Genomic DNA, 13,446 nt, shown 5'->3' on the forward strand with positions numbered 1-13,446 from the left:
CACTGCGCTGGCCTCGGCGCTCGGCGTATCCGTCCCCGGTCCGCGTCCGATACGTCAGCGGATAGCGCATGCGCGAGGCCGGGATATAGCGAAGCCGCCCGCGCTCTTCAGAGGCGCGGGCGGCTGCTTCCTTCTCGGGACGCGGAGGTGGGCTCAGGCGTCGAGGGCGTTGTTCTTGAGGATCCGCCCCTGCGTCAGCGACGGTGCCGACGTGCTCTCGCCGTCGCCGCCTTCGGTGGGCCGGTGCTCGCGGCTCCGGGCCACGATCGAAGCCAGCGTGGAGTTCGGGGCGGAGGGCTTGGGCTCGCTCTCTCTGGCGTCCGGCGCCGCCGGCATCGCGGGCGGCCGGGCGGCGACGGGCGTGCCCACCGTCACCTGCACCGCGTGCATGTTCACGGCCGGGACTTCGCCGCCGTTGGCCCTCCGCTCGGCGACGATGCCTCGGACGATCTCGGACCCCATCGCGGAGGCTTCGGCGGGGGAGCCGCCCGTGGCGAACCAGCCGGGGATGTCGGGGCACGAGGCGAGGTAGCGGCCGGCGGACTGCGGGTCGGGGCGGGCGATGACGACGTAGGTGTTGGCAGACATAGCAGAGTCGGTACGTGGAGGCGTCGGGAGCCGCTGGGGGCGCGCGCGCTCAGAGGGGGCGCGGCGGCGAGATCCAGCGGGTGTGGTCGCTTTATCGGATGCGCCATGCCGGCGCTAAGCCCACGCCGTTTTTTACCTGCGGCTTCTCCACCTCCTCAGGACGCGCGGCCGGGGGAGAGGGAGCCGCGCCGTCGGGTGCAGCAGGCGTGCAGCGGCTCAGGCGAGGTCGAAGAAGTGCCGGATCTTCCGGAGGAGCGACACCGCTTCGGTGGTCTCGGCCGGCTCGCCGTCGGTGCGGGCGAACGCCTTCGTGTTCTGCTCCTGCCGCACGCTGACCTGGTGGGCGAGCGCTTCGGCCAGGGCCTCGTTGTTGGCGAGCACCCGGCGCATCTCGGCCCGCCGCACCTCGATGACCTCGACCTCGTCGAGCGCCCAGGCATCGGCCGAGCGCGGCTCGCCCGTCAGCAGCGCCATCTCGCCGAGGACCTCGCCGGGCCCGACCTCGGCCAGCGCCAGGGGGCGTCCGTCCGAGTCCGGGACGCGGATCTCGATCCGGCCACGCAGCACGACGAACATCGACCCCCCTTCGCGGCCCGCCTGGATGAGCTGCTCGCCGGGGCCGAAGAGGAGGGTGCGGGCCTGCTCGGCGAGGCGCCCCCGCTCCTCGTCCGTCAGCGGCGCGAGGAGGGCGACGCGGCCGAGCTGCTCGTCGCGCTCGCGCACCTGCTCCTCTGCCGCGTCGAGCGCCTTCGTGCTGTGCCCGTCCCGGTCGTAGAGCAACTCGATGTGGGGGAAGGGGATGGTAATGCCGTTGCGCGCGAAGACGTACCACACGCGCTCGCGGACCTGCGAGTCGATCTCGGCTACCTCCATGTAGTCCTCGACCCAGTAGAGCACGTCGTACGTGATGGAGGACGCATCGAAGGCCCCGATGCGGACCCTCGGCGCGGGCCGCTCGGCCACGCCCGGCACGGCCGCGACGGTGGAGCGGATGAGCCCGATGATGTGCCGGGGCGGCGCGCCGTAGGGGGCCGGGATCGGGACGATGCGCCGATTCCTCTGGCTCCGCGCGAAGACCTCAAGCGGCTCCCGTGCCATGACGCTGTTGGGGATGATGATCCGCGCGTTGTCCGTCGTCCGAATCGTCGTAGTGCGCCAGTTGAACGACTCGATGCGGCCCTCCATGCCGTCCGTGCGGAGGACGTCGTCCAGCCGGAACGGCTTCTCGATCTGCAGCGCGATGCCGGCGAAGAAGTTGCCGAGCGTGTCCTGCAGCGCCAGGCCGAGCACGACCGAGGCGGCGGCGCTCGTGGCGATCGCGCCGGTTAGACTCTGCCCGAAGACGCCGCCCGCGATCAGCAGCCCCAGCACGAAGTAGAGCACCATCGCGACGACGACATGGACGAGCGCGGGGGCCCGGTGCCCCTGTGCGCGCAGGAAGACCACGTCGAGTACGAAGAACCGGATGACTTGGACGCTGAAGACGCCCAGCGCGGCGAGGAATCCGGCGAAGAGCCAGCGCAGGGACCGCACCTCCGAGATCGCCGGCGCGCCGGCCAGCGTGTACGCCACGCCGAAAGCCACGCCGAACACGAGGACGAAGACGAGCGAGAGCCGAAGCTGGCGGAGGGGGCGTGCGCTCATACTCTGGCGGTGCAGGAGGAAGGACCGAGAAACCCGTGCGCTGCCTCCGCGCGGCCGATGAGCTTCACCGCAACGGCGAAATCAGTCGCCCATGCGAATCGGGGCGGAGGAAGTTTGGAAGATGCAGCTACGTCACCGGATTTACAACCGTCTTCCCGCAGGCCGCAGGCCGCCGGTCGCCCGATGCGCCGTGCCCACCAACGGCGGGCCGTCGATACCCCGGAATGCAGAACGCCCGCGCTCGGAGAGAGACGCGGGCGTTCGATGCTGTGGAGCTAAGCGGGTTCGAACCGCTGACCTCTGCAATGCCATTGCAGCGCTCTACCAACTGAGCTATAGCCCCGAGGCCTACCGTCGCCGGCAGAACACCCAATCTACAAAGCCCACGCCGGGCGTGTCAATGGAGAGCGGGCGAAGAACGGACGCGCCGCGACGGGCACCGACCGATCCGCCCCGCGCGGTATCTTGCAGCCCCCTCCCGTTCGCTCATCCCTCCCGTTCTCCGATGTCGCTCGCTGACTCCGCCCGGCCCATCCGCGTCGCCAAATTCGGGGGGAGCTCGGTGGGGACGCCGGACCGCGTGCGCGAAGTCGTCCGCCTCGTGGCAGCGATGCCTGAGGCGGTGCGGCCCGTGGTCGTATCGTCGGCGTTTGGCGGGGTGACGGACGTGTTGCTGGCGGCGATCGAGGCGGCGAAGGGGCGGACGGGCGAGCACGCCGACCGCCTCGCCGCGCTCCGCACCCGCCACGCCGAGGCCGTCGATGCGCTCGCTCTCGACGGCGAGCGGGACGCGCTGAACGCGACGCTGAAGCCGATCTTCGACAACGTCGCCGAACTCCTCCACGGGGTCTACCTCCTGCGCGAGTGCACGCCGCGCTTTCAGGACGCCATCATCTCGGCCGGCGAGCGGCTGTCGGTGCCCGTCGTCGCCGCTGCGTTCCGGGCGGCCGGGCACGCCGCCGTCGCGCTCGACGCCACCGCCTTCGTCCGCACCGACGACGCCTTCGGCGAGGCCGCCGTCGACTTCGCCGAGACCGAGCGCCTCACGCGGGCCCGCTTCGCCGAGATCGATGCCGGTACGATCCCCGTGGTCACCGGCTTCGTCGCCTCCACCGACGAGGGCGTCACGACGACGCTCGGCCGCTCGGGCAGCGACTACACCGCGACGATTCTCGGCGGTGCGCTCGACGCCGACGAGGTCGTGATCTGGACCGACGTCGACGGCGTGCTCTCGGCCGACCCGCGCATCGCGCCCGAGGCGTTCACGCTCGCCCACCTCTCGTACCGCGAAGCCGCCGAACTCGCGCACTTCGGGGCGAAGGTGCTGCACCCGCGCACAATGCGCCCGCTCGAAGAGAAAGGCATCCCGCTCCGCATCAAAAACACGATGAACCCCGACGCGCCGGGCTCGCTCATCGTCGCCGAGCCGCCGCCGGGCGAGGGGCACATCCGCGCCATCACCGCCGTCCGCGCCGCCGCCCTCGTCACGCTCGAAGGGGCTGGGATCATCGGCGTGCCGGACCTCACGGCGCGCGTGTTCGAGACCCTCGCCGACGCCGACCTCCCCGTCCTCCTCATCGCGCAGGCGTCGAGTCAGGGAAGCCTCTGCTTCGCCGTCCGCGACCGCGACCGCGCTCACGCGCTCCGCGTGCTCGAAAAGGAGTTCGAGCGCGAGTGCGAGCGCGGCGACCTCCACGGCATCCGCGCGCTCCCCGACGTGGCCGTGCTCGCGGGTGTCGGGAAGGGGATGCGCGAGGTGCCCGGCCTCGCGGGGCGGATGTTCGCGACGCTCGCGCGGGCTCGCGTCAACGTGCTCGCGATTGCCGAGGGCGCGTCGGAGCATAACCTCTCGGCCGTCGTCGCGGACGGCGATGCGCCGCGCGCAGTGGATGCGCTCCACGAGGCGTTCCCGCTGCGCCGCCTCCGCGCGCACGTCGTTGTCGTCGGGGCGGGAACGATCGGGCGGAAGCTGCTCGACCTCCTCGCCCGGCAAGCGCCGGACCTGCTGGAGCGGCAGCGGCTGAACCTCCGCCTCGTCGGCCTGGCTGACTCGCGGCGGCTGACATGGGACGAGCGCGGGCTCGCGTTCGACGGAGCCCGTGAGCGGCTCGACGCGGCCGACAGCAGTGGGCTCGACGCCGTCACCGAGCGGATCGCGGCGGCGCGGCTGGAGCGGCTTGTCGTTGTCGATGCCACGGCGTCGGAGGAGGTGGCGCGGCGCTATCCCGACTGGCTCCGCGCGGGTGCCGCCGTCGTCACGCCGAACAAGCAGGCAAACACGCTTGGGCTCGATTTCTACGATTCCGTGCGAGCGGCGGCCCGCGAAGGCGAGGCGCCGTTCCTTTACGAGACGACCGTCGGCGCCGGGCTCTCCGTCATCTCGACGCTCCGCGACCTGATCCGCACCGGCGATCGCGTGCGTCGGATCGAGGGCGTGCTCTCGGGCACGCTCGCCTTCCTCTTCAACGCCCTCCGCGACGGCACGCCGTTCTCCGCTGCCGTCCGCCTCGCCGCCGAGCGCGGCTACACCGAGCCCGACCCCCGCGCCGACCTCTCCGGCGAGGATGTCGGCCGCAAGCTGCTGACGCTCGCGCGCGAGATGGGGCTGCGGCCAGAGCCCGACGCCGTCCGCGTCGAATCGCTCGTGCCCGAGGCGCTGCGCGCCGTGCCCCTCACCGACTTCTGGGACCGGCTCGCCGAGCACGACGCCGCGTGGGAACGCCGCGTCCGTGAGCACGCCGAACGCGGGGAGCAGATGCAGTACGTCTCGCTCCTCACGCCGGACGAAATCCACGCAGGCGTGCGGACGCTGCCGCCGGACTCGCCGCTTGCGGATCTGCGCGGCGCGGCGAACGTCGTAGCCTTCCACACCGAGCGCTACGCCGAAGAGCCGCTCATCGTGCAGGGGCCGGGCGCGAGCGCCGAGATCACCGCCTCCGTCCTCCTCGCCGACATCGTCCGTGCCGCCGAAGCCATGAGGTAGCCGTGCAGCAACTCGCCGATGACCTGTATCACCTCCCGCTGATGCCCCGGAACGGCGTCAACGCCTATTTCGCGGGCGGCGTGCTCTTCGACGCGGGCACGTCGCGCGACGCGAAGAAAATCCTCCGTGCGCTCCGGGGGCACACGGTTACGGCGCATGCCCTCACGCACGCCCACCCGGACCATCAGGGCGCGAGCCATGCCGTCTGTGAGACGCTCGGGATTCCGCTCTGGTGCGGCACCGCCGACGCCGACGCGATGACGTCCGGCGACCTCCGCCCCGTTATGCCTGACAACTGGCTCACACGCGTGATGCGCTCGCAGGCCGGCCCGGCGCATCCCGTCGACCGCTATCTGAAAGAGGGCGACGAGGTCGGCGGCTTCACGGTGATCGAGACGCCGGGGCACTCGCCGGGCCACGTCGTCTACTGGCGCGAGCGCGGCCGCACGCTCATCCTCGGCGACGTGCTCAACGGGATGAACCTCCTCACCACGATCCCCGGTCTCCGCGAGCCGCCCACCGTGTTCACCCCAAACCCGGCGCAGAACCGCGCCTCCGCCCGCAAGCTGGCCGGCCTCGCCCCCAACCTCGTCGTGTTCGGGCACGGGCCGCCGCTGCGCGACCCCGCCCGCTTCCGCGCCTTCATCTCTTCGCTCGCCGCCTGATGCCAGACTCGTCCACCGATTCGCTCAAAATCGCCCTCGTCGGGACCGGCCGGATGGGGCAGGCCGTTGAGGCCGTCGTCACCGGCGGCCCGCACGAGATCGTCGCCCGCTTCGACGCATCGCACCCGCTCGCGGATGTGCGCGACCCCGACGCCGAGCTGAACGGCGCCGACCTCGCCATCGACTTCTCCACGCCCGACGTCGCGCTCGACCACCTCCACCAGTACTGCTTCTGGGGGCTCGACGCCGTCGTCGGTACGACGGGGTGGACGGACGAGATAGAGAAGGTGCGCGGTTGGGTGGAGGAGGGGCAGAACGGGCTGCTCTGGGCGCCGAACTTCTCGCTCGGCGTGGCCGTGCTCGTCCGCGCGATCCGTGGCGCGCTGCCGCTGTTGGAGAAGCTGGACGACTACGACCCCTTCGTACACGAAGTCCATCACACCGGCAAAGTCGACAGCCCGAGCGGGACGGCGCTCCTGCTCGCCGACGAACTGCTTGCCGGGCTCAGCCGTAAGACCCGCATCGAGCCCGAGACACAGCACGGCCGGATCGACGCCGCCGCGCTCCACGTGTCGTCGACGCGCGCCGGGCACGTCTTCGGCGAGCACACCGTCGGCTTCGACAGCGCGGTGGATTCGCTCGCGTTTCGGCACGTCGCGAAGGGCCGCTCGGCGTTCGCCGCCGGGGCCGTCCGCGCCGCCGAGTGGGTCCACGGCCGCGCCGGGCTCTTCACGCTCGACGACATGCTGGACGAGATGGGGTGACTCCGCTTGCGCCATCCCGCTGAGACGCAGCATGCTGCGTCTCTACCTTCGCATCAGCACAGCGCCATTCCGTAGAGACGCCCCGGCGGGCCGTCTCTACCTTCCGATCCTCTCCTCCCTTTCCTGAATTCCCGATGGCCGACCTCCTCTTTCGCGGGACCGCCCCTGCCCTTGTCACCCCGTTCACCGCTGACGATCAGATTGACGAGGCCGCCTTTCGGCGGCTGATCGACTTCCAGATCGACGGTGGGATGGAAGCGCTCGTCGTCCTCGGTACGACGGGCGAGAACCCGACGGTCACGCACGATGAGCGCCGGCGCCTCGTCGAGATCTCCGTCGAGCAGACGGCCGGGCGCGTCCCCGTCATCGTCGGGACGGGGACGAACAACACGGCGCAGAGTGTCGAGTTCTCGCGTGAGGCCGTCGACGCCGGGGCCGACGCGCTCCTCGTCGTCGGGCCGTATTACAACAAGCCGACGCCGAATGGCCTCGTCCGCCACGTGTCCCTCATCGCCGACGCAGCCGACGCGCCAATCCTGCTCTACAACGTCCCCGGCCGCACCGGCTCCAACATCACCGCCGAGACGACGCTGCGGATCGCCGACGCGGTGCCGGCGGTCTTCGGGGTGAAGGAGGCCAGCGGGAATCTCGCGCAGATCACCGACCTCCTCGCGCAGCGCCCCGACGGCTTCGGCGTCTACTCTGGCGACGACGACCTCACGCTCCCGATGCTCGCGCTCGGCGCGGACGGGCTCGTGTCGGTCATCGCCAACGCCGTCCCCGGCGCGGTATCCGAGATGGTCCGCCTCGGCCTCGCGGGCGACTTCGAGGGCGCGCGCGCCCTCCACTTCCGTCTGCTCGACGCGATGCGCGCCTCGTTCTTCGAGTCGAACCCCGGCCCCGTCAAAGCCGTCCTCGCCGAGATGGGGATGATGAGCGCCGCCGTCCGCCCGCCGCTCGACGCCGTCACCGCCGACACGCACCGCCGCGTGCTCGACGCCTACCGCCCGCACATCCGCTCGGCCGTCGAGCAGTAAGCGCGGGGGAAAGAGGCGGGGTATCGAAGAGACGACGGCTCGAAGAGACCGTGTGTTCGAACCCCGCATCCCCGCTGCATCTCGCCTCCGCATCCTCGTCTCCCCGAATCTTCGCCTCCTCGACTCCCCACACCATGTCCGACCTCCGCGCCACGATCGAGCACCACGCCAACCAGCCCGCCGATGCCCTTGACCGCGCCGCGGCGCTGCGGGACTTCGAGACGTTCCTCGAAGCGCTCGAAGCCGGCAAGATCCGCTCGGCCGAGCGCGGCAGCGACGGGGCGTGGCGCGCGAACGGGTGGGTGAAGCAGGGCATCCTCCTCGGCTTCCGGCTCGGCGAGATCGAGGACTTCTCCGCGCCGCCGTTCTCGTTCTTCGACAAGCGGACGTTCCCCGCGCAGCAGTTCGGTAAAGACGACGGCGTCCGCATCGTCCCCGGCGGCTCGACGATCCGGCGCGGCTCGCACGTCGCGCGCGGCGTCGTCTGCATGCCGCCGATGTACGTCAACGTCGGCGCGTACGTGGACGAGGGGACGATGGTGGACTCCCACGCGCTCGTCGGGAGCTGCGCGCAGATCGGGAAGCGCGTGCACCTCTCGGCGGCGGCGCAGGTGGGCGGCGTGCTCGAACCCATCGGCGCGGTGCCCGTCGTGATCGAGGACGACGTGTTCGTCGGCGGCGGGTGCGGGATTTACGAGGGGTGCGTCGTACGCGAGGGCGCGGTCCTAGCCGCCGGCGTCGTGCTGACAGGCTCGACGCGGGTGTACGACCTCGCGAATGAGACCGTGCTGCGGGCGAAGGACGGGCAGCTAGAGATCCCCGCCCGCGCCGTCCTCGTCCCCGGCTCCCGCGCCGTCGACTCCGACTTCGGCCGCGAGCACGGCCTGAGCCTCAGCGCCGCCTGCATCGTGAAGTACCGCGACGCCTCGACCGACGCGGCGACGACGCTCGAAGACGCACTGCGGTAGGGTGCTCGGAGTGGTGGGTTCGGGGTTTCTCACTCCCGACCCACAACCTCGAACCCGAAACTCCTGCGTCAGCGGGACCGAATCAAGCTCCACACCACGGCGACGACGGCGGTGTAGACCGCCGAGCCGATCCACAGCGACGTGATGAGCGTAGGCGAGCGCGTGCTGTTGGCGAGCGCGAGGAAGACGACGAACAACCCGTTGTGCACGAGCGCGAGCCCGAGCGCGCCGACGCCGCTCTGCAACGGGCCGAGCCTCGGCCCCTCCGACCCCTCCGACACGAACAGCCCGACCACGAACCCGAGCAGCGTCTTGATGAACATCTGGATGCCCCACGTCCCGTAGAGCACGTCCATCAGGAAGCCCGTCGCGAACCCGGCGACGGTCCCGCTCGCCCGCCCGAACCGGAGGCCGACGTAGGCCACGTAGAGCAGGACCACGTCGGGGTACGCGCCCCAGAGCTTGAGCCGGCCGAACAGGAGCCACTGGAGGGCGACAACGCCGAGGGCAATGAGCACCTGGCGGAGAACGACGGGCATAGGGGACGGGAGCGGGTGAGAGAGAGGAGCCGCCCAATTTACGGACGGAGGAGATGCGAGAAGGGAAGATAGGCGAGGGTGCGGGAGCGGCAGCGCCGACGCCCCGCGTGTCGGGTCACCGCCCGCCCGAGGCGATCGCCATCACGACCTCGTTCTCCGCGAGCGAGACGAGGCTCGACCGGCTCGTGAAGTTGTTGGCGAAGACGACGAACACGTACGGCGTCTCGTCGGGACCGGCGACGTAGCCGGAGAGCGTGCGGACGTGCTCGATGGCGCCGGTCTTGGCGCGGACGGGGAGGCCGGCCAGCCGGTAGCGCAGCGTCGTCTCCTCCTGCCCGCCGCGCGCGAGCGTGCTCACGTAGGCGTCGCGCATCGGGCTGCGGTAGACGTAGGCCAGCATCTCGCCCATCGTCTCGGGCGAGATCAGGTTCTTCCGCGAGAGCCCCGAGCCGTCGCGGATGGAGATGCCCGTCGTCTCGACACCCGCCTTTTCGAGGAACTCGATCACGCGCTGCTCGCCGCCGATCGGGAGGCCGTTGCGCGAGAACGTGCGGAAGAGCTGCTCGGCGAAGAGGTTGTTGCTCTTGAAATTGATCGCCTTCAAAATCTCGAGCAGCGGCGGCGAGAGGTGGACGAAGATCGGCGCGTCGTCGTAGCTCGGCGGTTCTTCGAGGTCGTCGGCGTCGCGGATCTCGGCGGCGACGGTGATGCCGGCCTCGCGGAGCCGGTCGGCGAAGGCGTTGAGCGTGAAGCCGGTCGGGTCCTGGATCGGGATGCGCGCGGCGCCCTCGTACCCCGCCGACACCGAGCCCTCGATGTGGATCTGGTTCGTCCCGACGGTGCGGCGGATGCGGATGGGGTTGTAGCCGCGCCGCCGGCTCGTCGTGAGGTCGTTGCGGACGTCGACGTAGCCGGCGGGGTCCGGCGTGATCGTGGCCGGCTCGCCGGGTTGCGTCCCCGCGATCTTCAGCGTGACGAGGTTGTCGGCATACGATAGCCCGCCGACGCTCTGCGCCCAGTCCTCGGTGGCGATGTAGCTGATGTCCCAGCCGTCGGCGTAGGGGAGGTCGTCGACGGCGTCGTCGTCGCCGATGATCCGGCCTTCGATCCGGGTGACGCCCATCGCGCGGAGCTGGCGGGCCCACGCGCGGAGCGGGTCCGGCGGGTAGAGCTGGCTCCCGAACGTCGGGTCGCCGGAGCCGCGGAGGACGAGGTCGCCGCGCAGCGTCGAGTCGCTCGCGGTGCCGTCGAAGTAGAGCCCGGTGACGAAGCGGTGGTCGGCGCCGAGCGCGTCGAGCGCCGTCGCCGTCGTGACGAGTTTGAGGTTCGACGCCGGCATGAGGTTCTTGTCGGCGTTCTGGCTGTAGACGACCTCGCCCGTCTTGAGATTCTGGACGTAGATCCCCCAGAACGCATCAGGCAGCCTGTCGTTCGAGACGACGGCGTCGATGGCGTTGCGGATGGCAGCGTCGCTCGCGGCCGACGAGGCTTCGAGCGAGCGGCCCGGCGCGGCGACGAGCGCGAGGGCCAGCAGCACGGCCGCGACGGCGAGGACGAGGAGGGGACGGGAGGCTCGCATGGAGCGGGGCGGCGGCGGATCGTGAGTGTGCGGGGGCTAGCGTACTCTATCGGCACGGCGCCTGCGCGGGTTCCCCCAACCCTGTGCGAATCGTGTGCCCCGGCCCCGCTGTCCGTTGGCGAGCGCTGCGGAGGCAGGGTATATTGCGCGCTGCCTCCACCGACTCCCGATCTCATGGCGAAAGCCGCTGCCACCCGTCGTTCCCGCCGCCCCGCCGCCCGCACGGCGCGGATGGTGTTCGCTCGCACGAACTACCTGATTCTGGGGGTGAGCGTCGCGCTCGTCGTCGTGGGCTACGTGCTGATGCGGGTGGAGAACGCCGTGGACGGGTTCCTCTCGCTCTACGTCGCGCCGCTGCTGATCCTCGGCGGCTACCTCGGCGTCATCGCCGCCATCCTCTGGCGCCCAAAAGAGGTAGAAGAGGACGCGGCTTAGTTAATAGCTATGCAGCCCTCTAACCCTTCCATATGAACAGGACAGCAGAAGAGTCGAAAGCTGAGTACTGTACTGCGATGGGTGATGAGTTGGGATCTCTGTTCTCGGCGCTCTCGCAGAGCTTGACCAGCTCTCACCTCATATTGGGAGCAATTCGTCGAGTTGTATGCCACCAAGCCAAGCCGTCTTGACATTCTCAATGAGACGGCACCGCAGTTCTTCTGGATAGTTCAGCAACTGCTTTGGTCCGAAGCGCTGCTCGGAATCTGTCGCCTGACTGCGCATCCGAAGTCATACAATAAACCGAACCTGACTGTTAGACGCTTGGCACCGCTCATTGAATCGGACGAGTTGAGGGTCGAAGTCGAGTCGAAAGTGGAGACGGTTGTTAAGGATGCTCGCTTCGCCAACGACTGGCGGAACCGTCGGATCGCCCACCGCGACCTTGCGCTTGCTCTCGGCCACCCGGCGGAGCCTCTGGCGACGGCTACCAAGGAGGCTGTGGATATCTGCTTTACTGGTCTGGCCAACGTGTTGAATGCTGTCCAACTCCACTACACGAATGGAACGACTGCGTACAACTGCATCATCTCTCAGGGAGGTGCGCACGCTATCCTCTACTATCTCCGAGATGGCCTTCGGCGTGAGGAGGACAGGCAAGCGTCACTAGATGGTGGCAAATACGATCCGCGATTGTGGAACGATGACCTCGGGGATTTATAACCTGTCTCTGCACGGCGACGAAGCGCGACCACTCTATCAATCCTGTCATTGCGAGCGCAGCGAAGCAATCTCCTCGCATCAGCAGACCGCAGGAGATTGCCGCGTCGCTACGCTCCTCGCAATGACAGAGGGTTGAACGGGACAGGCGAAGTTGCGCGGCGATCTTCTCCCCGACTGTGCTTCGAGTGCCCGGCTGCGGTATTGTTGGGGTGACCGTACAGACGTCCCGCCGGGGCGTCTCTGCCTTTCCCCTGACTCCGATCCTCAATGAAGCCCCTCGCCTCCCGCACCGACGCCCTCCGCCAGAGCGACATCCGCGCCGTCACCTTCGCCGTCAACGCCGTCGACGGCATCAACCTCGGGCAGGGCATCTGCGACCTCCCGACGCCGGACCCGATCAAAGCGGGCGCCCACGCCGCCATCGACGGCGACAAGTCGATCTACACGGCGTACGCGGGGATCGCGAAGCTCCGCGCCGGGATCGCCGAGAAGGCGCGGAGCTACAACGGCCTCCCCGTCGACAGTGACGACGAGGTGATGGTGTCGGTCGGCTCGACGGGCGCGTTCGTGGCGACGTGCCTCGCCCTCTTCGAGCCCGGCGACGAAATCGTGGTCTTCGAGCCGTTTTACGGCTATCACACCGGGCTGCTCGACCTCTTTGGTGTCACGCGGAAAGTCGCCCGGCTCGCGGCACCCGACTGGTCGATTGACTTCGACGCGGTCGAGGCGCTCGTCACGGAGCGGACGAAAGCCGTGCTCGTCTGCACGCCGTCGAACCCGTGCGGGAAGGTCTGGAACCGCGCCGAGCTGGAGCGGATGCAGGCCATCGCCGAGCGGCACGACCTGTGGGTCATCACCGACGAGATCTACGAGTACATGACCTACGACGGGCGCGAGCACGTCTCGTTCGGCTCGCTCCCCGGCGCGTACGAGCGGACCGTCACGCTCTCCGGCTTTTCGAAGACGTACAACATGACGGGCTGGCGGCTCGGCTACGCCGTCGGACCGGAGGAGGTGATCGGCCGGATGGGGCTCATCAGCGACCTCATTTACATCTGCGCGCCGTCCCCGTTGCAGCACGGCGTCGCCGAGGCGTTCGAGATGGACCGGGCGGCGTACTTCGACGAGATGCAGGCGGCGTACGCGGCGAAGCGGACGCTGATGTGCGAGACGCTGGAGCGCTGCGGCTTCGACTTCGCGTGGCCCGAAGGCGCGTACTACGTGCTCGCGAACTTCGAGGCGCTGGCGAAGAAGCGCGCGGGCTTCGAGGACGATCAGGCCGCGTGCGCGACGCTCATCGAAGAGGCCGGCGTCGCCGCCGTGCCCGGCAACTCGTTCTTCGCCGACCCGGAGGACGGGCGCTACTTCCTGCGCTTCTGCTACGCCAAAAGGATGCCCGTGCTCGAAGAGGCCTGCCGGAATCTGCTGGCCGCGTTCGAGCAGCAGATCCCGGCGTAGCGGCCGTTCAGTGCGCGACGCTGAGGCGGCGCGTCCGCGTCTGGCTCACCGTCGCGAGGCGGA

At 69.5% G+C, this 13,446-nt stretch carries 12 protein-coding genes and 1 tRNA gene; 8 read left to right on the forward strand and 5 right to left on the reverse strand.

All coding sequences use genetic code 11. The features are described 5' to 3' along the window. Positions 1–153 precede the first annotated feature (153 nt). The 3 genes from ABJF88_11340 to ABJF88_11350 form a co-directional block, all read right to left on the reverse strand. The gene (locus ABJF88_11340) at positions 154–588 is read right to left on the reverse strand and encodes a type II toxin-antitoxin system HicB family antitoxin (protein MEP0547517.1); all 435 of its coding nucleotides are present in this window, start codon (positions 586–588) and stop codon (positions 154–156) included. A gap of 216 nt (positions 589–804) precedes the next feature. After that, positions 805–2,232, reverse strand: coding sequence for a mechanosensitive ion channel family protein (locus ABJF88_11345; GenBank protein ID MEP0547518.1), 1,428 nt, complete (start codon positions 2,230–2,232; stop codon positions 805–807). Positions 2,233–2,502: 270 nt separating this feature from the next. Continuing rightward, positions 2,503–2,575 (reverse strand) — tRNA-Ala (locus ABJF88_11350). Positions 2,576–2,737: 162 nt separating this feature from the next. Between ABJF88_11350 and thrA the strand changes: the two genes are divergently transcribed. From thrA to ABJF88_11375, 5 genes are all read left to right on the forward strand, one after another. Further along, the gene (thrA, locus tag ABJF88_11355) at positions 2,738–5,215 is read left to right on the forward strand and encodes a bifunctional aspartate kinase/homoserine dehydrogenase I (GenBank protein ID MEP0547519.1); all 2,478 of its coding nucleotides are present in this window, start codon (positions 2,738–2,740) and stop codon (positions 5,213–5,215) included. A gap of 2 nt (positions 5,216–5,217) precedes the next feature. Further along, complete coding sequence (locus ABJF88_11360) at positions 5,218–5,880, forward strand: MBL fold metallo-hydrolase (GenBank protein ID MEP0547520.1); 663 nt, start codon at positions 5,218–5,220, stop codon at positions 5,878–5,880. Further along, positions 5,880–6,644, forward strand: a complete 765-nt coding sequence (dapB, locus tag ABJF88_11365) for a 4-hydroxy-tetrahydrodipicolinate reductase (protein ID MEP0547521.1) — start codon at positions 5,880–5,882, stop codon at positions 6,642–6,644. The genes ABJF88_11360 and dapB overlap by 1 nt, the downstream gene beginning before the upstream one ends. A gap of 134 nt (positions 6,645–6,778) precedes the next feature. Further along, positions 6,779–7,681, forward strand: a complete 903-nt coding sequence (dapA, locus tag ABJF88_11370; protein ID MEP0547522.1) for a 4-hydroxy-tetrahydrodipicolinate synthase — start codon at positions 6,779–6,781, stop codon at positions 7,679–7,681. A 134-nt stretch (positions 7,682–7,815) separates the two neighbouring features. Then, positions 7,816–8,649, forward strand: coding sequence for a 2,3,4,5-tetrahydropyridine-2,6-dicarboxylate N-succinyltransferase (locus ABJF88_11375; GenBank protein ID MEP0547523.1), 834 nt, complete (start codon positions 7,816–7,818; stop codon positions 8,647–8,649). A gap of 68 nt (positions 8,650–8,717) precedes the next feature. On the opposite strand, the gene mreD is transcribed toward ABJF88_11375, so the two are convergent. Both mreD and dacB read right to left on the reverse strand, forming a co-directional pair. Continuing rightward, a complete protein-coding gene (gene mreD / locus ABJF88_11380) occupies positions 8,718–9,188 on the reverse strand; it encodes a rod shape-determining protein MreD (GenBank protein ID MEP0547524.1) in 471 nt (156 codons plus the stop codon). Positions 9,189–9,303: 115 nt separating this feature from the next. Beyond that, positions 9,304–10,767, reverse strand: coding sequence for a D-alanyl-D-alanine carboxypeptidase/D-alanyl-D-alanine-endopeptidase (gene dacB, locus ABJF88_11385; protein ID MEP0547525.1), 1,464 nt, complete (start codon positions 10,765–10,767; stop codon positions 9,304–9,306). A 174-nt stretch (positions 10,768–10,941) separates the two neighbouring features. Here dacB and ABJF88_11390 point away from each other — a divergent pair, with 174 nt between their 5' ends. From ABJF88_11390 to ABJF88_11400, 3 genes are all read left to right on the forward strand, one after another. After that, positions 10,942–11,202, forward strand: coding sequence for a DUF3098 domain-containing protein (locus ABJF88_11390; protein MEP0547526.1), 261 nt, complete (start codon positions 10,942–10,944; stop codon positions 11,200–11,202). A gap of 162 nt (positions 11,203–11,364) precedes the next feature. Further along, the gene (locus tag ABJF88_11395; protein MEP0547527.1) at positions 11,365–11,925 is read left to right on the forward strand and encodes a hypothetical protein; all 561 of its coding nucleotides are present in this window, start codon (positions 11,365–11,367) and stop codon (positions 11,923–11,925) included. A 267-nt stretch (positions 11,926–12,192) separates the two neighbouring features. Then, positions 12,193–13,383 carry a pyridoxal phosphate-dependent aminotransferase gene (locus tag ABJF88_11400; GenBank protein ID MEP0547528.1) on the forward strand — a complete coding sequence of 397 codons (1,191 nt, stop codon included), beginning with the start codon at positions 12,193–12,195 and terminating at the stop codon, positions 13,381–13,383. Positions 13,384–13,446: the final 63 nt, after the last annotated feature.

This window comes from Rhodothermales bacterium, from assembly GCA_039944855.1.
Lineage (GTDB): Bacteria > Bacteroidota > Rhodothermia > Rhodothermales > JANQRZ01 > JBBSMX01.